We start from the raw sequence: 19,545 nt of genomic DNA on the forward strand, positions 1-19,545 counted from the left end.
CCCCCGCCCCGGCCAGCGCCGCCGTCACCATGCCCACCGCCAGGTGCGTGCGCACCCTGGACTTGGGCGCTATCGCGAGCGTGGCCGAGCGCCCGGACGGGGCCGATTCCGGCTCGCCGGGCTCGGCCGTCACCGGATCGCCGCCGATGATGTCGGTGACCGGCAGCCCCAGCTCCATCTGCAGCCGCTGGAGCCGCCCGGCCGTGGCCCGGGCGGACGGGTACCGTTCGTGCGGCTCCTTGGCCATCGCCCGGGTGATCGCCTCGATGACCTGTGGCGGAACGTCACCGCGCTGGATCGGCGGCGGCGGACGGCTCAGCACCCGCAGCATCAGCGGCGCGATCGAGGAGTCGGTCGGGCTGTGGAAGGCGGGCTGCCCCGCCAGCAGGTGGTAGAGGGTGGACCCCAGGGAGTAGATGTCGGAGGGCACGCTGTGCGGCTGGCCGCGCAGCACCTCGGGCGCGGCGTGCAACGGGGTGAACGCGTGCGCGCTCGCCGACACCTCCGCCATGTCCACGACCTTGGCCACGCCGAAGTCGGCGATGGCCGGCTCGCCGTATTTGGAGATCAGGATGTTCTGGGGCTTGATGTCGCCGTGCGGCACCCCCGCCTCGTGTACGGCGGCGAGCGCGGCGGCCCGCTTCACCCCGGTGCGCAGCACGTCGGGCACCGGCAGCGGACCCTCACGGCTCAGCCGGTCGCGCAGCGAGCCGCCCTCGAACAGCTCCATCGCGATGTAGGGCCGGCCCGAGCGGGTGGCCCCGGTGTCGAAGACGGTCACCACGTTCGGGTGCCCGGTCAGCCGCCCGGTGAGCTGGAGCTCCCGCTGGAACCTGCGCAGCGTACGCTGGTCCACCCGGTCCACCGACAGCAGCTTCAGCGCCACCTGGCGGTCCAGGCGCTCCTGGTAGGCGCGGTACACGACGGCGAAGCCGCCCTGCCCGACCTGCTCAAGAACGCGGTAGCCCGCGCCTCCTCCATTGGTCGCACCGCCCGTGTCTCCCCCTGTATCCCCGTTGGGAAGATCTTAGTCGGCAAACCACGTCTTAGTGGGGCGAAAGCCCAGCGCCCATCAGGCGAACGAAAGCGGCAGCGGGACCAGCAGCGCCACCCCACCGGCCAGCGAGGCGACCGCCACGAGCAGGAAGAACAGGATGTAGAAGCCGCCGGGCAGCACGGTCAGCCGGGCGAGCTGGTCGGCGTCGCTGTCGGGGGCCCGCCCCCTGCGCCGCTTGCGCTGCAGCTCCATGATCGGACGCACCCCGCCGAACAGCAGGAACCACACCGCGAGGTAGGCGCAGATGCCCTGCACCTCATCCGCCGCGAACCAGGACAGCGCGAACACCGCGCCCCCGGTGACCACCAGCGACAGCACGCCGAAGAGGTTGCGGATCAGCAGCAGCATGCACGCGAGCAGCACCAGCACCGCCCACAGCAGCAGCGTCACGTAGCCCTCGGAGATCAGCCACGCCCCGCCCAGCCCGAGCAGCGACGGCGCGACGTAGCCCGCCAGGGCCGTCAGGATCATCCCCGGCCCGGTCGGCCTGCCCCGGGTCAGCGTCACGCCCGAGGTGTCGGAGTGCAGCCGGATGCCCTGTAGCTTGCGCCGCGTCAGCACCGCGACCAGCGCGTGCCCGCCCTCGTGCGCGATGGTGATCAGCCCGCGCGACACCCGCCAGGACACCGCCGATCCCACCGCCACGAGCGCCACCAGCGCCGCCACCAGGATCGCCCAGGTAGGCGGAGCGTCGCGGGTCGTGGTCAGATGGACCCACACCTCGTTCAGAGCTTCCATCGGAGTAAAGCCTGCACCAAGAACGACACCGCCGCGACCCTCCGTGGCAACCCCGTGGAGATCCAGGTGCCGGAATTCGTCCAAGAAGCCCGACTAAACTTCGGATTCCGGGCAGAACGCCTAGCGGCGGCGGAAGAGGGGAGGCGGACCATGAGCGAACGGCGACCGCGCGGGATGCGTGCCTTCCTGCGCCCTCCCGGCCGCAGGGTAGATGACCCCGCCCCCGAGCGGTCCATGGACCCGCGCGGCGAGCAGGCCCCGCACTCCCGGCCCAGCGTGATCGACAACGCCCTCTACGTCGGCGGCAGGCGGGTGGACACGCCCTCGTCGCTGGCCGACGCCTTCGACAGCCTGAAGAACACTCCCGACAGCATGGCCTGGATCGGCCTGTACCGCCCCAAGGACTGGGAACTGGTCGAGGTCGCCGAGGAGTTCGGCCTGCACGAGCTGGCCGTCGAGGACGCGATCGTCGCCCACCAGCGCCCCAAGGCCGACAGGTACGGCGACACCCTCTTCGTGGTGCTGCGCGCCGCCCGCTACCACGACGAGGTCGAGGAGGTCGACTTCGGCGAGCTGCACGTCTGCGTCGGCCCCAACTACGTGATCACCGTACGGCACAGCGAGGCCCCCGACCTGTCGGCCGTCCGCCGCCGGATGGAGTCGGAGCCCGCGCTGCTCCGCCAGGGCCCCCAGGCCGTGCTCTACGCGATCCTGGACGCGGTGGTGGACGGCTACGCCCCGGTCGTCGGCGGCCTGCAGAACGACATCGACGAGATCGAGGTGCAGGTCTTCGGCGGCGACCCCGCGGTGTCCCGGCGCATCTACGAGCTGTCCCGCGAGGTGATCGAGTTCCTGCGGGCCACCAGGCCGCTGCTCGACATGCTCGACGGGTTCATCGCCGGCTCCACCAAGTACGGGGTGGACGAGGAACTGCAGAGCTACCTGCGCGACGTGGCCGACCACGCGATCACCGTGGTGGAGCGGATCTCGGGCTTCCGGCAGTTGCTCCAGGACATCCTGGTGGTCAATTCCACCCTGGTCAGCCAGGCACAAAGCCTGGAGATGACCAAGCTCACCGAGGCCAGCTACGCGCAGAGCGAGGAGGTCAAGAAGATCTCCGCCTGGGCGGCCATCCTGTTCGCCCCGACGCTCGTCGGCACCATCTACGGGATGAACTTCGACTTCATGCCCGAGACGCACTGGTCGTTCGGTTACCCCTTCGCGGTGATGCTCATGGCGGCCGTGTGCGTGACGCTCTACGTGGTGTTCAAGCGCCGCGACTGGCTCTAGGCGCGGCCGGTCATCCCCAGGTGGGCGAACCGCGGCCACAGCTCCCGCCACGGGGCGCGCTGGCCCCGGCAGATCCAGATCGTCCGGCCCTGTTCCTTGCCGGCCAGGCCGACGCCGTTGTCGATGCGCCCGGCGGGGGTGACCTCGTGCCAGAAGCGGGTGAGGTACGCCCGGCCGGCCGCGCCGCGCGGGCCGACGAAGATCGTGGGACCGCCGTCGCGGGCGGGGACGCGGAAGTCCCGGTAGCCGTTGTGGCCGCTGTGCGCGGGGGGCAGGCCGTACCGCCCGCCGTACAGGTCGATGGCCCCGGCCTCGCCGTAGTTGTCGGCCATGATCGTCACCAGCGGGCGCTCGGCGGGAGGCAGCGTGTCGCGGACCCTGGCCACCTCGGCGACCAGCTCGGGCCAGCCGACGGTCTCGGTGGTCGCGCTATTGGTGGCCTGCGGGCTGCGGGCCAGCCAGGTCACCGGGTAGATCGGCAGGGACATCACCGCGGCCAGCGCCCCGGCCACCGCGTACAGCCCGGGCAGGACCGGCCGCGGCCAGCGCGCGGCGGCCAGCCGGGACTCCAGCTCGACCGCGCCCGCCGCCCACAGCACCGCCCACATGCCCGCCAGGTAGTTGGGCTTGCCGCCGGTGGCCAGGAAGGTCACGACCAGGATGAGATAGGCCCACCCGAGGAACCGGTAGCGGTGCAGCCGGGGCGAGCGGAACAGCCGCAGCCAGCCGTACGCCCACAGCGGCGAGGTGAGCGGCCCGGTCAGGATCACCAGGTACGGCAGGAAGCCGGGCCGGCCGAGGAAGTCGTCGTTCGTGCCGATCGCCTCGGCCATGCCGAGCTGTGGCCAGCCGTGCGCGTGCTGCCACAGCAGCGAGGGGATCGACGGGATCACCGCCACCACCACCGCCGCCCACGGCGCGGCCCGGCGCAGCAGGTCGCGCGGCCCGGCGATCAGCATCCCCGCGAAGATCGCGGCCAGGACGAACGCCACCAGGTACTTCGCCTGCAGCGCCACCGCCGCCGCGGCCCCCGCCGTCAGCGCCCACACCGCCTGGCCGGTCCGCACCCAGCGCAGCAGCAGCCAGATCAGCGCCGTGGTCGCGAGCAGGTCCACGGTGACGGTGTAGAGGCTGTGCCCGGCGCTGAGGATGAACGGGGAGACCGCGTAGGCGGCCGAGGTCATGAGCTGGGCCGTGCGCCCGCCGTTCAACTCCCTGGCGGTCAGCGCGGCGACCACCACGCCCGCCGCCACGATCGACGCCGCGACGACCCGGACGGCGACGATCGACTCGCCGGACACCGCGGTGATCGCCCGCATCAGCAGCGGCAGCAGCGGCGGCTGGTCGGGATAGCCCCAGGCGGGATGCCGCCCGGCCTCGATGAAGTAGAGCTCGTCGCGGTGGAAGCCGTAGCGGCCGGAGGCGGCGACCAGGACCGCCCAGTAGAAGGCGGTGAGAACGAGCACCGGCCGCCAGGCGACCGCGGGCACGCCATCGGCCGCCGGGGCGGCCGATGTGGCCGCTTGACGTGTCGTCACCTGCGCAAACGTATGTCGGCGGCCGGCGGCCCGCAACCGGTTCGGGAAAAGTCGTTGCGGCTGCAACCGGTTCTCGCCGGCCGACCGGGATCGCCTGGCCTGGGCCGCCGTCCGAGCCGGGGCGACGGCGGCTGTAACGCGTTTCAGTCGAAGCGCGGGGCCCTCAGCCGAGCATCTTGCGGGCGGCCTCCTCGATCTCGGCCTCCGACAGCAGCACGTGGTTCGCCGCCTCGCCGAGCGGGATGAAGGAGTCGTGCGAGGTGACCCTGGCGATCTGGCCGGTGAACCCGGCGTCCAGCAGCTCGGCGACGATGCCCTCGGAGACCCCGCCGGTGCGCCGGGTCTCGTCGGCGATCAGCACCTTGCCGGTGAGCTGGGCGGCCTCCAGCAGGTCGGCGGACGGCAGCGGGGACAGCCATCGCAGGTCGAGCACCCGACAGCTGTATCCCTCCGAGGTCAGCCGTACGGCGGCGCGCAGGCTCATCCGCAGCCCGTTGCCGAACGTGACGATGGTCAGGTCGCGCCCGTCGCCGTAACTGCGCGCCCGCCCGATCGGGACGTGCGTCTCGGCCCACCGGGACGGCGGCGCGTACGGGGCCGGCCAGCCCCGGTCGCCCTCGTCGAACAGGTCGCGCGTCGTGTAGAGGGCGATCGGCTCCAGGAACACGCACACCGAGCCGTCGGTCCTGGCCGCCGTCAGGCAGGTGCGCAGCATGGCCGCGGCGTCGTCGGGCCGGGCGGGGGAGGCGATCACGACGCCGGGGATGTCGCGCAGCGCGGCGATCGAGTTGTCGTTGTGGAAGTGGCCACCGAACCCCTTCTGGTAGGCGTAGGCGGCGACCCTGACCACCATCGGGTTGCGGAATTGGCCCCTGGAGAAGTAGGACAGCGTGGCCGCCTCGCCGCGGATCTGGTCGAGCGCGTTGTGCAGGTAGGCGAGGTACTGGATCTCCGGCACGGGCAGCATGCCCGACAGCCCGGTGCCGAGCGCGAGGCCCAGGATCGCCTGCTCGTCGAGCAGCGTGTCGAACACCTGGCCCGCCCCGAAGCGCTTTTGCAGGCCGCGGGTCACGCCGTAGACGCCGCCCTTGCGCGCGACGTCCTCGCCGAACACCAGCACGCCCGGGTCGGCGGCCAGCGCGTCGGCCAGCGTGCGGTTGATCGCCTGGGACAGCGTCAGCGGCCCCTCGTCCTCGGGCAGTGTCCTGCCGAAGGCGCGGTCGCGCGCCGCGGGCTCGGCGACCGCGGTCACCGCGGCAGCGACCCGTTCGGGACGGCGGGGCGCGAGCGGGGCGACGATCTCGGCGGCCGAGGTCAGCTTCGGCCGCCTGGCGCTCTCCATCGCCATCCGCAGCAGGTGCTCGCGGACGGCCTCGTAGCGATTGAGCAGCGCCTCGGGCGTGGTGAGGCCCGACTCGACCAGCAGCCGGGCGGTCGCCACCAGCGGGTCGCGGTCGAGGTCGGAGGCGATCTCGCGCCGGGTGCGGTAGGACGACTCCACGTCGGACCCGGCGTGTCCCATCAGCCGGACCGTCTTCAGGTGCAGCAGCGCGGGCGCCCGCCGCTCGCGGACGTGAGCGGCCGCCGCGCGGGCCGCCTCGTAGGCCCCGACCAGGTCGCAGCCGTCGGCGGTGAAGTACTCGATGCCGCGCGGCACGGCCCGCTCGACCCACCCCGCCGGGGTGCGGACGCTGATGCCGATGCCGTTGTCCTCGCAGACGAACAGGATCGGCATGGGCATGGACTGGAAGGCGCCGTAGGCGGCGGTGTTGAGCCCCGACAGGGCGGACGCGTGGTTGATCGAGGCGTCGCCGAAGCTGCACACCACGATGGCGTCCTCGCGCCGGCCCGAGGCCAGGCGCAGCGCGCGGGCCCGGTCGACGGCGAAGGCGACGCCCACCGCGCGGGGCAGGTGGCTCGCGATCGTGGAGGTCTGCGGGATGATCGCCAGCTCGGGGTGACCGAAGACCTTGTGCCGGCCGCCGGCCACGGGCTCCTCCGCAGACGCGGTCAGGCCGAGCAGCACATCGCGCATGCCCTCCTCGGGCAGCCGCCCCGCGGCCGCCGAGCGGGTCAGGTAGAACGCGCCCGACCTGTAGTGCAGCAGCGCCGGGTCGTCCAGCCGGACGGCGGCGGCGACCGCCGCGTTGCCCTCGTGCCCGGCCGAGCCGATCGTGTAGAAGCCCTTGTCCTCCTGGCGCAGGACGCGGGCGGCGATGTCGAGCAGGCGGCTGCCGACCTGGTGGTCGAACAGCTCCTGGCAACTGCGCCCGGTCAGGGTCGTGCCGGCGGTGATCGGGAGGTCGGGGTCACGGGTCGTCCCTGCTCGCAGGGCGGCAACCGCGTCGGTGAAATGGGTCTCAACAATGTCGCGCGCCACGTTCCGATTATGTCGCGGCGAGCCGGTCCCGTCTCGCGCCCCGTCGACATCCCCGGTGGAACGGGCCTGGCTGACGGCTGTAAATGACAGTTTGTCAATATTTACAACCAAATGGAAGGTGAAGCCGTCTTCTAGAAGAGAGCAGACGTGGCACCCTCATGCCGCGTTCCGACCCGACGTTCAGTCGACGGGGAAGGGATGGACACCCGTATGTTGAAACGCATCCAGACCGCCATCGTGGCGGCGGTCATGGGCGCCGGGGCGCTGGCCCTGGCACCCGGGGCCTCCGCGACGGCGGCGACGGCCCCCACCGTCTCCGCTTTGACGGTCGATCCCTCCGCGGTGGTGGTGAGCGGCGCGCCGGTCACCGCTGAGTTCAGCTTCATCACCGCCAACGCTCCCGAGAACGTGGAACTCCAGCTCAAGCCGCCGGGCATCAGCGTGGGAACGCAGCTCACGCTGCAGTCCAAGGACCTGGGCGACGGCAAGAAGTCCTGGACGGCCACGAAGACCTTCGACCGGGCGAGCACGAGCGGGACCTGGACCCTGCTCGCGATCGCGTCCAACAAGGACGGCAACGACTCCAAGAACGAGAAGTTCACCGTCCGCAAGGTGCGGGACACGCGGATCGTCGGCTTCGACGCCGATCCGCGCCGGGTCCACAAGGGCGGCACCATCTCGGTGGACGGCAAGCTGCTGGCCGACGGCCGGCACGGCTGGGACGGTTATGCCGGCCAGCGGGTCACGATCCAGTTCAAGGGCCACAGGTGGCACCGCTGGGTGGACGTGACCAGTGACAGGACCGACCGGCACGGCCGGTTCTGGGCGCGTGTCACGGCCAGGAGCTCGGGTCTGTGGCGCGCCGAGTACGAGGGCGGCTACCACGCGGAGGGGTCGGTCAGCCGGCCCGAGTACGTCCGCGTCGTCCGCCCCACCCCGCCGCCGCCCCCGGAGAAGGCCGACAGCAGGATCGTCAAGTTCGACGCCTACAACGAGCCCGCCAAGCGCGGCAGGCACCTCAGGTTCGCCGGCGTCCTCCAGGTGAAGGACGGCTGGAGCTGGGACGGGCACAGGTCCAAGGTGCGGCTGTACTTCAAGGCCGACGGGTCGCGCAAGTGGAACTACGTCAAGACGACGTGGTCCACCTGGAGCGGCAAGTTCTACACCAAGAGCAAGGCGTGGAAGTCGGGTCAGTGGAAGGCCGTCTTCGCCGGTGACTCCGACGCCTACGGCTCGACCAGCAAGCGCGACCACGTGCGGGTCCGGCGGTAGCCGTACCGGCTCGTGACACGCACAAGGGCCCGGGACCTCATGGTCCCGGGCCCTTCCCCGTCGTGCCGCCCGTCACTCGGCCCTGCGGAACTGCGCGACGGCCACGCCCAGCAGCACCACGCCGATGGCCGCGACCAGCCCGAGCTCCAGCCCGATCGACAGCTTGGCGCCGAACCAGCTCACCCCCGGGTTGAGCATCGCGTTGACCTGCGGCGCGACGTCGAGCGAGCCGAACACCGCCTGGCGCATCGGGTCGACCGCGTAGGTGAGCGGGTTGACCGTGGTCAGCACGTGCAGCCAGGACGGCAGGTTGGCCAGCGGGAACATCGCGCCGGACAGGAACATCATCGGCATGATGGCCATCTGCATGACGCCGAAGAAGGACTGCATGTTCTTCATCCGGGCGGCCAGCATCACCCCGAACGCGGTGATCGTGAAGGCCGCGAGGAACATCTCGCCGAGCAGGGTGAGCATCAGCACCGGGTCGTACGGCACGCCGACCGCCCCCGCCAGCGCCAGGATCACGATCCCCTGCCCGGTGGCCACGACGGCCCCGCCCAGGCACTTGCCGACCACGATCGCGGTACGGCTCACCGGGGCCACCAGCATCTCGCGCAGGAAGCCGAACTCACGGTCCCACACGATCGATCCGGCGGAGAACATCGCCGTCATGATCACCGTCATCGAGATCATGCCCGGGTACATGAACGTGCGGAAGTCGAGCCCGGGGATCGCCCCGGACACCAGGGTGCCGAGCCCCGTGCCCATCACGAACAGCCACAGCACCGGCTGGATGAGCATCGATACCATGCGCGTGCGGTCGTTGAGGAACCGAAGCATCTCACGGTGCAGGACCACCTTCAGCGCGCGCAGGTCGTGCGCGGCGCTGCGGCGTGGCACGCGTACCGCGATCGCGTCGCTCGTCATCGTCTTCGATCACCTTTCGGGGGTCAGCGGCGGGCCATCGCGCGCATCCACGCGTTGCCCGAGCCGGACTCGGCGTCGCGGATGGTGGAGCCGGTGTAGGACATGAACACGTCGTCGAGGGAGGGCCTGGACACGCTCACCGCCTTGATGGGCATGCCCAGCTCGGCGAACAGGCGCGGGACGAACTGCTCGCCGGAGGCCACGGCGAAGGTCACCTGTCCCTCGCGCACGGCCGCCTCCAGGCCGAATCTGTCGCGCAGCGCGGCGATGGCGGCCTCGTCGTCGCCGGTCTGTATCTGCACACGATCCTCCCCGACGCTGGCCTTGAGCGCCTCGGGGGAATCGATCACCACGATCTCGCCATGGTCGATGATGGCGATTCTGCCGCAGTACTCCGCTTCGTCCATGTAATGCGTCGTCATGAAGATCGTAATGTCCTCACTGCGCCGCAGATCATTGATATATCCCCATATGGCGGCGCGGGTCTGGGGGTCCAGGCCGACCGTCGGCTCGTCCAGGAACAGCACGCGCGGCGAGTGCAGCAGCCCGCGGGCGATCTCCAGGCGGCGCTTCATCCCGCCGGAGAACGTGCTCACCTTGGCGTCCTTGCGGTCCCACAGCGCGACCATCTCCATGACCTGCCTGATGCGCGGGCCGACCGTGCTCTTGGGCAGGCCGTACAGCTCGGCGTGGAACATGAGGTTCTGCTCGGCGCTGAGGTAGCCGTCGAGCGTCGGGTCCTGGAAGACCAGGCCGATGTTGCGCCGTACCTCGTCGCGCTCGGTCACGACGTCGTGCCCGGCGACCAGCGCGCTGCCGCCGGTCGGGTTGACCAGCGTGCACAGCATGCTGATGGTCGTGGTCTTGCCCGCGCCGTTCGGCCCGAGGAAGCCGAACACCTCGCCGGGCGCGACCTCGAAGTCCACGCCCTTGACGGCCTCGACCTTGCCGTAGCTCTTACGCAGGCCCTGTACTGCGACCGCGGCCGTGCTCATTCGGCTCCCTCCGCCGGTCGTGGATCGATGCCATCGGTATGGTCGTCGGCGAGGATCTTGAAGAATCCGCGCCGGGTCTCCTTCAGCAGCCGCTTGGCGGCGGCCACCTGCTTGTCGTCGGCGGTGCGTGTGAAGTGCAGGAACGCCTCGCCGACCTGTCCCCACAGCAGCCGCAGCTCGTGCCGGTCCTCCGGGACGCTCCTGATCACCTCGGCCCAAGGTTCGGCCAGCTCGGCGGCGCGCCGCTCGACGTGGCGCCTGCCCTCGCCGGTGAGGTCGTAGACCCGGCTGCCGCCCGACTCCCGGCCCTGGACCAGGCCCTCGTCCTCCAACTGCTGGAGCGCCGGGTAGACCGAACCGGGGCTCGGCCGCCACACGCCGAGACTGCGCCGGGAGATCTCCTCGATGACCTGGTAGCCGTTGCGCGGGCCTTCGCGCAGCAGCGCCAGCGTGGCGGCCCGTACGTCGCCCCGCCGTACTCTCGGCGCGAACTCCGGGCCGGGGGGCGGGACGTGCGGCGGTATCACCGCTCCGCCGTGGTGCGGCGGGATAGCCGCCACGCCGGGCGCGTACGGCCCGTGCGCCAGCGCCTCCGCGACCTCCTCCGCCTCCCAGGACTCGTCCTCCACCCCGTGTGCCGACGCCCACCACGGCGGCCCACTTCCAAGGCCGCCACGCCAGGACGGCCCGCCTGCCGGTGTGTGGCCTGGCGGAACTTCGGGCCAACGGGCCGGTGGTCCGCCGCCCGGACCGTGCCAGGGCGGCGGACCGTGGCCGGGGAAGCCCCGATGACCGTGTCCAGCCCAGCCGGCCATCCCGGGCCGGTCGCCGCTTCCGTTCATGACTTCTCCTCAACTATCGAGATACGTTAAAGATATATCTAGATAGTTGAGACGACAACCCCATATCCGGGCAAAGTGCGAGTGTTAGTAGCCGCTAACTCGCGGCCGAGGAGAGCGCCGCGCGGGCCATCGTGCGCAGAAGGGCCGTCATCGCGTCCGCGGGCAACTCGCCCGCGCTGTGCGGTGTGGAGTTCAGCAAGCCCAGCACCGCGTGCGTGGCCGCCCGCAACCGGGCCTGCGGGCAGGACGGGTGCAGCTCGCTGAGGACGGTCACCCACTCCTCGACGTACAGGCGTTGCAGCCGGCGGATGGCCCGCCGGGCGGGCTCGGGGACGTTGTCCAGCTCCCGGTCGTGCACGGTGATCAGGGCGGGGTCGCCGAGCGCGAAGGCCACATGCCCGGCCAGCAGTGCGTCCAGCGCCTCCTGGGGGCCGTCCGCCGAGGTCACCACTGCCGCGCCGGTGGCGCGCAGCCGTTCGCTGATGTCCAGCAGCATCTCCGCGAGCAGCGCGTCCTTGCCCGTGAAGTGCCGGTAGAGGGCGGGCCCCGAGGTTCCCACCGCCGCCCCGATGTCCTCGATCGAGACGCCGTGGAACCCGCGCGCCGCGAACAGCGCGGCGGCGGCCCGCAGGATCTCCGCGCGCCGCGACCCTCGTGCCCGGGCGGTCCCTGGAGGCCGGGCCGTGGCGGTGCCGTGCGGGGTAGGGGTCGAGCGGGGCGATTCCGAAGGCGGTGTCACCCCTCGCATGGTAGACGGTTACGTTAATGGTTACTAACATTCGTACTCAGGAGCCAGGAGGTGGTGCGCCCGTGCGTGAGCGAGGCGGTGGGGATGCGTGGCCCGTACTCCGGTCGGCGGTCGATCCCGGCGGCGAGGCGTACAAGCAGAACGCGGCGGCCAACGAGCGGCTGACCGCCGAACTGCGCGAGAAACTGGCCGTGGCCGCGGCGGGCGGCCCGGAGCGCTCGCGCGCCAGGCACGTCGAGCGCGGCAAGCTGCTGCCCAGAGATCGCGTCGACGCCCTGCTCGATCCGGGGTCGCGATTCCTTGAGCTGTCGCCGCTCGCCGCGACCGGCATGTACGACGACGCCGCCCCGGCCGCCGGGATCATCACCGGAGTGGGCCGGGTGAACGGCCGCGAGGTCGTGGTGGTGGCCAACGACGCCACCGTCAAGGGCGGCACCTACTACCCGATGACCGTCAAGAAGCACCTGCGCGCCCAGGAGGTCGCCCTCCACAACCGCCTGCCGTGCGTCTACCTGGTCGACTCCGGCGGCGCCTTCCTGCCCGCCCAGGACGAGGTCTTCCCCGACCGCGAGCACTTCGGCCGGATCTTCCACAACCAGGCCACCATGTCCGCCAGGGGCATCCCGCAGATCGCCGCAGTGCTCGGCTCGTGTACGGCGGGCGGGGCCTACGTCCCGGCGATGAGCGACGAGGCCGTCATCGTCCGCGCCCAGGGCACGATCTTCCTGGGCGGCCCGCCGCTGGTCAAGGCGGCCACCGGCGAGGAGGTGAGCGCGGAGGAACTCGGCGGCGGCGAGCTGCACTCCCGCACCAGCGGCGTCACCGACCACCTGGCCGAGGACGACGCGCACGCGCTGGCCATCGTCCGCGACATCGTGAGCACCCTCGGGCCGCGCCCGCCGTCCCCGTGGGAGGTCACCGCCGCCGAGGACCCGGCCCACGACCCCGGCGAGCTGTACGGCATCGTCCCGCCCGACCCGCGCGTGCCCTACGACGTGCGCGAGGTGATCGCCCGCGTGGTGGACGGCGGCCGGCTGCGGGAGTTCAAGGCCGAGTACGGCCCGACGCTGGTCACCGGCTTCGCCCGGCTGCACGGCCACCCCGTCGGGATCATCGCCAACAACGGCATCCTGTTCAGCGAGTCGGCACTGAAGGGCGCGCACTTCATCGAGCTGTGCGACCGGCGGTCCATCCCCCTGGTCTTCCTCCAGAACATCAGCGGCTTCATGGTCGGCAAGGCGTACGAGGCGGGCGGCATCGCCAAGCACGGCGCCAAGATGGTCACCGCCGTGGCCTGCGCGCGGGTCCCCAAGTTCACCGTCGTGATCGGCGGCTCCTTCGGCGCGGGCAACTACGCGATGGCCGGGCGCGCCTACTCCCCGCGCTTCCTGTGGATGTGGCCGAACGCCCGGATCTCCGTCATGGGCGGCGAGCAGGCGGCGAACGTGCTGGCCACGGTCCGCCCGGGGATGACCCCGCAGGAGGAGGAAGCGTTCAAACGCCCGATCAGGGAACAGTACGAGCGCCAGGGCAACCCCTACTACTCCACCGCCCGGCTTTGGGACGACGGCGTGATCGACCCGCTCGACACCCGGACCGTGCTCGGCCTGGCCCTCGGCGTGGCGGCCAACGCCCCCCTCGACGACGTCGGCTACGGCGTCTTCCGGATGTGAGGTTCGATGTTCGAGACGGTCCTCATCGCCAACCGCGGCGAGATCGCGGTCCGCGTCATCCGCACCCTGCGCCGCCTGGGCGTACGGGCGGTCGCGGTGTACACCGCCGCCGACGCGGGCGCGCGCCACACCACCGACGCCGACGTGTCGGTGGAGGTGCCCGGTTACCTCGACATCGAGGCGATCGTCGCCGCCGCGCTGGCCACCGGAGCCCAGGCGGTCCACCCCGGCTACGGCTTCCTGGCCGAGAACGCCGCCTTCGCCCGCCGCTGCGCCGAGGCCGGGCCGGCCTTCGCCGGCCCGCCGCCGGAGGCGATCGAGGCCATGGGCGACAAGATCCGGGCCAAGGCCACGGTCGCGGCGGCGGGGGTGCCCGTGGTGCCCGGTGGCGCCGAGCCCGCCGACGACCTGGCCGAGGCCGCCGCGCGGGTGGGGTTCCCGGTGCTGGTCAAGCCGTCGGCGGGCGGCGGCGGCAAAGGCATGGTCGTGGTCCGCGAGGCGGCCGGCCTCCCCGGCGCGCTCGAGTCGGCCCGCCGTACCGCCCGCGCCGCGTTCGGCGACGGCACGCTGCTGATCGAGCGGTTCGTGGAGAACCCGCGGCACATCGAGATCCAGATACTCGCCGACGGGCACGGCGGGGTCGTGCATCTGGGCGAGCGCGAGTGCAGCCTGCAACGCCGCCACCAGAAGATCATCGAGGAGGCCCCGTCGCCGTTCCTGACGCCGCAGGTCAGGGAGCGGATGGGCGGCGCGGCCGTCGAGGCCGCGCGCGCGGTCGGCTACGCCGGGGCGGGCACGGTCGAGTTCATCGTGGACGGCACCACCGGCGAGTACCACTTCATGGAGATGAACACCCGGCTCCAGGTCGAGCACCCGGTGACCGAGCTGGTCACCGGCCTGGACCTGGTGGAGCTGCAACTGCGGGTGGCCGCCGGAGAGCCGCTGCCGTTCGGCCAGGACGCGGTACGGCTGACCGGCCACGCCGTCGAGGCCCGCGTCTACGCCGAGGACCCGGCCCGCTCGTTCCTGCCCACCGGAGGCCCGCTGCTGGTCCTGCGCGAGCCGGACTCCGGCGCGCGCGGCGACCGCGCCACCGTGCGGGTCGACTCGGGGATCGCCGAGGGCGGCGTGGTGGGCGGTGGCTTCGACCCCATGCTGTCCAAGGTCATCGCCTGGGCGCCGGACCGCGCGGGCGCGCTGCGGGCGCTGTCCGACGCGCTCGCCGAGACGGTGATCCTCGGGCTGACCACCAACATCCCGTTCCTGCGGGCGCTGCTGACCCATCCCGAGGTCCGGGCGGGCACGCTCGACACCGGCCTGGTCGAGCGCCGGCTGGAGGAGCTGGTGCCGCCCGCGGTACCGCCCCGCGACGTACTGGCCGCCGCCGCGCTGGTCTTCCACGACGGCCTGGCCCCCGCCGGGCCCGCGGGCCCCTGGGAGGTCCCGGACGGCTGGCGGATCGGCGCGCACGCCTGGACGACCTGGCGGCTCGCGCCCAGGGGCGGCGACACCACGCGCGTCGAGGTCCGCGGGGTGCCCCGCTCGGGCGCCGCCGTACGGATCGGCGACCTGACGGCCGCCGCCCGGCTGGAAACGCGGGGCGACCGCGAGGCGCTGGTCACCCTCGACGGGGTCGCCAGACGGTACTCGCTGGCCGTGGACGGCGACTCGGTGTGGTTGGGCGCGGGCGGCGCGGCCTGGAACATCGCCCGCCACCTGCTCGGCGACCCCGGCGACCGCGAGCGCCAGGGCGGCGCGGGCGACGGCGTGGTCCGCAGCCCGATGCCCGGCACGGTCCTGGTGGTCAAGGCCGCGCCCGGCGACACGGTCGCCGAAGGGCAGCCGCTGCTGATCGTGGAGGCCATGAAGATGGAGCACACCGTCACCGCCCCGGTGGGCGGCGTGGTCGCCGAGCTGCCGGTCCGCGCCGGGACACAGGTGGAGATGGACGCGGTGCTGGCCGTCGTCAAGAAGGAGGGGGAGCAGGCATGATGCGCGAGCCGTACGCCGTGCCGAGGCCCGGGCTGCCGGAACGGGTGACCGTCTACGAGGTCGGCCCGAGGGACGGCCTGCAGAACGAAGCGGCGATCGTGCCGGTGGAGGTCAAGGCCGAGCTGATCGGCAGGCTGGCCCGCGCCGGGCTGACCACGATCGAGGCCACCAGCCTGGTCCACCCCAAATGGGTGCCCCAGCTCGCCGACGCCGAGCAACTGCTCGGCGTGATGCCCCGCCAGGACGGCGTGCGCTACCCCGTCCTGGTCCCCAACGAACGCGGGCTCGACCGCGCCCTCGCCCTCGGGGTGACCGACATCGCGATCTTCGGCAGCGCCACGGAGACCTTCGCCCAGCGCAATCTGAACCGCAGCGTGGCCGGGTCGATGGAGATGTTCGCCCCGGTCGTCGCGCGGGCCCGCCAGGAGGGCATGCGGGTGCGCGGCTACCTGTCGATGTGCTACGGCGACCCCTGGGAGGGCCCGACTCCGATCGAGCGCACCGTCGCCGTGGGCCGCGACCTGCTCGACCTCGGCTGCGACGAACTCTCGCTCGGCGACACCATCGGCGTCGCCACCCCCGGCCACGTCGCGGCGCTGCTGGACGCGTTCGCCGCCCGCGACGTCGGTCCCGGCAGGCTCGCCGTCCACTTCCACGACACCTACGGCCAGGCCCTGGCCAACACCCTGGCCGCGCTCCAGCGCGGCATCACCGTCGTGGACGCCGCAACGGGCGGCCTCGGCGGCTGCCCGTTCGCCGAGTCCGCCACCGGCAACCTGGCCACCGAAGACCTCGTCTGGATGCTCCACGGGCTGGGCGTGCAGACCGGGGTCGATCTGGCCGCCCTCGTCGAGACCGGCGCCTGGATGGCCGCCAGGCTCGGCCGTCCCAGCCCGTCACGCGTCGTCCAGGCCCTATCCGGGAAGTGAGGCAGCTCTCATGAAGCTCAGCGACGAATACGAGGACCTGCGCAAGACCGTGGAGGCGTTCGCCCGCGACGTGGTCGCCCCCGTGATCGGCGACTACTACGAGCGGGAGGAGTTCCCCTACGACATCGTCCGCCAGATGGGCGCGATGGGCCTGTTCGGGCTGCCCATCCCCGAGGAGCACGGCGGCATGGGCGGCGACTACTTCGCGCTCTGCCTGGCCCTGGAGGAACTGGCCAGGGTCGACTCCAGCGTGTCGATCACCCTTGAGGCGGCGGTGTCGCTGGGCGCGATGCCGATCTACCGCTTCGGTGACGACGACCAGCGCGCCCGCTGGCTGCCCAGGCTGGCGGCCGGGGAGATGCTGGGCGCGTTCGGGCTGACCGAGCCGGGCGGCGGGTCCGACGTACCGGGCGGGATGCGCACCAAGGCCCACCTGGACGGCGACGAGTGGGTGATCAACGGGACCAAGGCGTTCATCACCAACTCCGGCACCGACATCACCGGCGTCGTGGCGGTCGCGGCCATCACCGGCACCACCGAGGCCGGCCGTCCGGAGATCTCCACGATCCTGGTGCCCTCGGGCACTCCCGGCTTCACGGTGTCGAAGAAGTACTCCAAGGTCGGCTGGTCGGCCTCCGACACCAGGGAACTGTCCTTCGCCGACTGCCGGGTCCCTGCGGGCAACCTGCTGGGCGAGCGGGGCCGGGGGTACGCGCAGTTCCTCCAGACCCTCGACGAGGGCCGGATCGCCATCGCCGCCCTGTCGGTCGGACTGGCCCAGGGCTGCGTGGACGAGTCGCTGCGCTACGTCCGCGAACGGCGGGCGTTCGGCCACCCCATCGGCCACTACCAGGCCATCCAGTTCAAGATCGCCGACATGGAGGCCCGCGCCCACACCGCCCGGCTGGCCTACTACCACGCGGCCGAGAAGATGCTGGCCGGCGAGCCGTTCAAGAAGGAGGCGGCCATCGCCAAGCTGGTCTCCAGCAACGCCGCGATGGACAACGCCAGGGAGGCCACCCAGATCTTCGGCGGCTACGGCTTCATGAACGAGTTCCCGGTCGGCCGCTTCTACCGCGACGCCAAGATTCTGGAGATCGGCGAGGGGACCAGCGAGGTGCAGCGCATGCTGATCGCCAGGGAACTGGGCCTGTCCGCGCTCTGACGGACAGACCCTGCCGCTCGTCAGGTGAGCTGGGCGTCCAGGCGGTAGCCGTCCACCGTGACGTAGACCTGGTCGCCCGGCCGCGCGTTCAGCCGCATCAGCACCGGTTGCAGCGAGTCGAACACCGGCTGGCGATCTCGCCAGACCAGCACCACGGCGTTGTCCCCCGGCCCGGTCACCGACAACAGCGTGCCCGGGCGCATGCCGAGCTGGGCCGCGTAGCCCTCGGGGACGGCCACCGGCTCGCCGCGCAGATGCTCGCTGGTGACCTCGATCCGCTGCCAGCGCCGAGGGTCCGACGTGGGGCTCGGCGGCGGGGGCGGGGGAGCGGACGGCGCGCCCGCCCGCTGGCCGGGAGTCAGGTGCGGGCGTCCGCTGCCGGACAGCGCGGACAGCGTCGCCAGGGCCGCGCTCGGGTCGATCGACGCGGGGTTGACCTGGGGGACCGGGCGGCCCTCCCGGTTGTGCCCGTTGGCGCCCGGCGTACGGCGGGGCAGCGGCTGGCTCGGCGCGCCGCCGCCCAACGCCTCCTGGTCGTGCCGGGCGGCTTCGTGCCCGGGGGTGTCGGTCTGCAGCGCCTCCAGCCACGCTCTGGCCGAGTGCGCGCGGATGCCGAGCTGGGTGAGCATCTCCACCACGTCGGCGTCCGCCGGTTTGCCGGCGAGCATCTGCCGGGTGCGCTCGCGCAGCCCGCCGAGGTCGCCGACGACCAGCCAGCCGTCCTGCAGCCGCCGGTCGGGCATCAGCGTGACCAGCACCCGCCAGAGCTGGGTGCGCAGCACGGGCACCTCGATCGGGTGCGCGGGGTCGGCCCCGATCAGTTGTTCTTCGGTGGCCGCCGCGCCCAGCCACTCGGTGAGCCGGAACAGGTGCCCGGTCAGCGGCGAGGACTCCGGCGAGCGCAGCCAGTGCAGTACCTGTTCCTCGGCCCGGCGCTGGGCCTGGGAGAGCACCTCGCGGTCCACGCCCAGCCGGTGCGCGAGGGCGCGCAGGCTGATCGGGTCGGCGGCGAACAGCCGTTCCACCGCGACGGCCTGTTCCAGCGGCTGCCATCCTCTGAACATGCCGTCCAGCAGGCCGATGAGCGGGAACTCCGCGGTCGCCGCCGTGCTTTCGGACGCAAGCGCGGGATAGGGCTGCGCAGGCTGCCCGGGTTGTGCGGCCGGGGCCTGGCCCTGCACCTGCCGGCCCTGCTGCGCGGGAGCCTGCTGTGGCGGCGCGGGGGCCTGCTGGTGTTGCGCGGGGGCCTGTTGCGGCTGTGCGGCCGGTCGGCGGGGCAGGGCGGCGGACGGCGCGCCGGTCGCGCCCGCCTGCGCCGGTACGGCCTGCGCCGGGGCCGCGGCCGGGCGGCCCGCCGAGGGGTGCGCCGGTATCCGCGTGAGCACCTCACGGAAGACCGACGCGACGATGAGCTCCAGTGCCGTGGAGGCCGCCGCGGCCGGCGTCGCGAGGTCGCCCGGCGTGAGCCTGCACACGGTCCCCCACCCGCCGAGCCGGTCCACCACCGCGCGCGCCTGGGCCGGCCAGTGGACCGGTTCGGGCATGGTGAGCGTCTGCAGGGCGGGCATCACGTCGGTCAGCGGGAGGTGATCCCACCGGGACGCCGACAGGCGCGCGAGCCGGTCGCAGAGCCAGTCCAGCCCCATCACGGCGATCGCGCGTTGCAGTGTCACGGAGGCCCACCAGCCGGAAGGCAGTCGGGGGTCGGCCAGAACTTCGGCGACCTGCTTGGGCCGGCTCCAGCGCAGAGCCGGAACCAGATCGCTCAGGCAGATCGATGACTCGGCGTCCATCGGCAGACCGCAACCTCCCCAGAGTGACGCGTGTGGCTAATGGTGCAGCCTACGCCGCAAGCTATCAATTGGTGTCAATAGGGTAAAGCTCATGGGCGGTGGAATCGGGCGAATCGCGTATCTAGCGGCTTCTATTGCAATCTGCCGCTCCCTGTCCCATGGATGTTATGGTGCGCCGCATGCCCACCGCCCATGAGCTTTACCCT

At 72.0% G+C, this 19,545-nt stretch carries 15 protein-coding genes; 6 read left to right on the forward strand and 9 right to left on the reverse strand.

Features of this window, described 5'->3' with window-relative positions:
- The coding region (locus tag C1I98_RS16280; protein WP_146607475.1) for a serine/threonine-protein kinase at positions 1–922 on the reverse strand (922 nt) is incomplete at its 3' end.
- A gap of 150 nt (positions 923–1,072) precedes the next feature.
- The gene (locus C1I98_RS16285) at positions 1,073–1,786 is read right to left on the reverse strand and encodes a M50 family metallopeptidase (protein WP_438672087.1); all 714 of its coding nucleotides are present in this window, start codon (positions 1,784–1,786) and stop codon (positions 1,073–1,075) included.
- A 159-nt stretch (positions 1,787–1,945) separates the two neighbouring features.
- On the opposite strand from C1I98_RS16285, the gene C1I98_RS16290 reads away from it, so the two are divergent.
- Complete coding sequence (locus tag C1I98_RS16290; RefSeq protein WP_111168302.1) at positions 1,946–3,085, forward strand: magnesium and cobalt transport protein CorA; 1,140 nt, start codon at positions 1,946–1,948, stop codon at positions 3,083–3,085.
- On the opposite strand, the gene C1I98_RS16295 is transcribed toward C1I98_RS16290, so the two are convergent.
- Positions 3,082–4,623, reverse strand: coding sequence for a glycosyltransferase family 39 protein (locus tag C1I98_RS16295; protein WP_146607476.1), 1,542 nt, complete (start codon positions 4,621–4,623; stop codon positions 3,082–3,084). The two genes, C1I98_RS16290 and C1I98_RS16295, sit on opposite strands and share 4 nt — an antisense overlap.
- 163 nt (positions 4,624–4,786) lie before the next feature.
- Positions 4,787–7,003, reverse strand: coding sequence for a thiamine pyrophosphate-dependent enzyme (locus C1I98_RS16300; protein WP_111168304.1), 2,217 nt, complete (start codon positions 7,001–7,003; stop codon positions 4,787–4,789).
- 210 nt (positions 7,004–7,213) lie between these two features.
- On the opposite strand from C1I98_RS16300, the gene C1I98_RS16305 reads away from it, so the two are divergent.
- Positions 7,214–8,275: a hypothetical protein gene (locus C1I98_RS16305; RefSeq protein ID WP_111168305.1), complete on the forward strand. Its 1,062-nt coding sequence runs from the start codon at positions 7,214–7,216 to the stop codon at positions 8,273–8,275.
- Between the two features lie 72 nt (positions 8,276–8,347).
- On the opposite strand, the gene C1I98_RS16310 is transcribed toward C1I98_RS16305, so the two are convergent.
- The 4 genes from C1I98_RS16310 to C1I98_RS16325 form a co-directional block, all read right to left on the reverse strand.
- Positions 8,348–9,202 carry an ABC transporter permease gene (locus C1I98_RS16310; RefSeq protein ID WP_111168306.1) on the reverse strand — a complete coding sequence of 285 codons (855 nt, stop codon included), beginning with the start codon at positions 9,200–9,202 and terminating at the stop codon, positions 8,348–8,350.
- Between the two features lie 23 nt (positions 9,203–9,225).
- Positions 9,226–10,197, reverse strand: coding sequence for an ATP-binding cassette domain-containing protein (locus tag C1I98_RS16315; protein WP_111168307.1), 972 nt, complete (start codon positions 10,195–10,197; stop codon positions 9,226–9,228).
- On the reverse strand, positions 10,194–10,826 hold the full coding sequence (locus C1I98_RS16320) for a PadR family transcriptional regulator (protein ID WP_111168308.1): 633 nt from the start codon (positions 10,824–10,826) through the stop codon (positions 10,194–10,196). Before C1I98_RS16320 ends, C1I98_RS16315 begins: the two co-directional genes overlap by 4 nt.
- A 307-nt stretch (positions 10,827–11,133) precedes the next feature.
- Positions 11,134–11,778, reverse strand: coding sequence for an SACE_7040 family transcriptional regulator (locus tag C1I98_RS16325; RefSeq protein WP_438672086.1), 645 nt, complete (start codon positions 11,776–11,778; stop codon positions 11,134–11,136).
- Between the two features lie 71 nt (positions 11,779–11,849).
- On the opposite strand from C1I98_RS16325, the gene C1I98_RS16330 reads away from it, so the two are divergent.
- Genes C1I98_RS16330 through C1I98_RS16345 form a run of 4 tightly spaced genes read left to right on the forward strand, consistent with a single transcriptional unit; the run spans position 11,850 to position 17,546 of the window.
- A complete protein-coding gene (locus C1I98_RS16330; RefSeq protein ID WP_233507912.1) occupies positions 11,850–13,460 on the forward strand; it encodes a carboxyl transferase domain-containing protein in 1,611 nt (536 codons plus the stop codon).
- A gap of 6 nt (positions 13,461–13,466) precedes the next feature.
- Positions 13,467–15,452 carry an acetyl/propionyl/methylcrotonyl-CoA carboxylase subunit alpha gene (locus C1I98_RS16335; protein WP_111168311.1) on the forward strand — a complete coding sequence of 662 codons (1,986 nt, stop codon included), beginning with the start codon at positions 13,467–13,469 and terminating at the stop codon, positions 15,450–15,452.
- Positions 15,449–16,381 carry a hydroxymethylglutaryl-CoA lyase gene (locus tag C1I98_RS16340; RefSeq protein WP_111168312.1) on the forward strand — a complete coding sequence of 311 codons (933 nt, stop codon included), beginning with the start codon at positions 15,449–15,451 and terminating at the stop codon, positions 16,379–16,381. The genes C1I98_RS16335 and C1I98_RS16340 overlap by 4 nt, the downstream gene beginning before the upstream one ends.
- 10 nt (positions 16,382–16,391) lie before the next feature.
- Positions 16,392–17,546, forward strand: a complete 1,155-nt coding sequence (locus C1I98_RS16345) for an acyl-CoA dehydrogenase family protein (protein ID WP_111168313.1) — start codon at positions 16,392–16,394, stop codon at positions 17,544–17,546.
- A 20-nt stretch (positions 17,547–17,566) separates the two neighbouring features.
- Here C1I98_RS16345 and C1I98_RS16350 read toward each other — a convergent pair whose 3' ends face one another.
- The gene (locus C1I98_RS16350; RefSeq protein WP_111168314.1) at positions 17,567–19,339 is read right to left on the reverse strand and encodes a hypothetical protein; all 1,773 of its coding nucleotides are present in this window, start codon (positions 19,337–19,339) and stop codon (positions 17,567–17,569) included.
- Between the last annotated feature and the right edge of the window lie 206 nt (positions 19,340–19,545).

The sequence above is a fragment of the Spongiactinospora gelatinilytica genome (genome assembly GCF_003236385.1).
Taxonomy (GTDB): domain Bacteria; phylum Actinomycetota; class Actinomycetes; order Streptosporangiales; family Streptosporangiaceae; genus Spongiactinospora; species Spongiactinospora gelatinilytica.

Coding starts and splice junctions, on each gene's coding strand:
- C1I98_RS16335 (WP_111168311.1), top strand. CDS start 13,467: ATGTTCGAGACGGTCCTCATCGCCAACCGCGGCGAGATCGCGGTCCGC.
- C1I98_RS16315 (WP_111168307.1), bottom strand. CDS start 10,197: ATGAGCACGGCCGCGGTCGCAGTACAGGGCCTGCGTAAGAGCTACGGC.
- C1I98_RS16350 (WP_111168314.1), bottom strand. CDS start 19,339: ATGGACGCCGAGTCATCGATCTGCCTGAGCGATCTGGTTCCGGCTCTG.
- C1I98_RS16310 (WP_111168306.1), bottom strand. CDS start 9,202: ATGACGAGCGACGCGATCGCGGTACGCGTGCCACGCCGCAGCGCCGCG.
- C1I98_RS16345 (WP_111168313.1), top strand. CDS start 16,392: ATGAAGCTCAGCGACGAATACGAGGACCTGCGCAAGACCGTGGAGGCG.
- C1I98_RS16290 (WP_111168302.1), top strand. CDS start 1,946: ATGAGCGAACGGCGACCGCGCGGGATGCGTGCCTTCCTGCGCCCTCCC.
- C1I98_RS16340 (WP_111168312.1), top strand. CDS start 15,449: ATGATGCGCGAGCCGTACGCCGTGCCGAGGCCCGGGCTGCCGGAACGG.
- C1I98_RS16305 (WP_111168305.1), top strand. CDS start 7,214: ATGTTGAAACGCATCCAGACCGCCATCGTGGCGGCGGTCATGGGCGCC.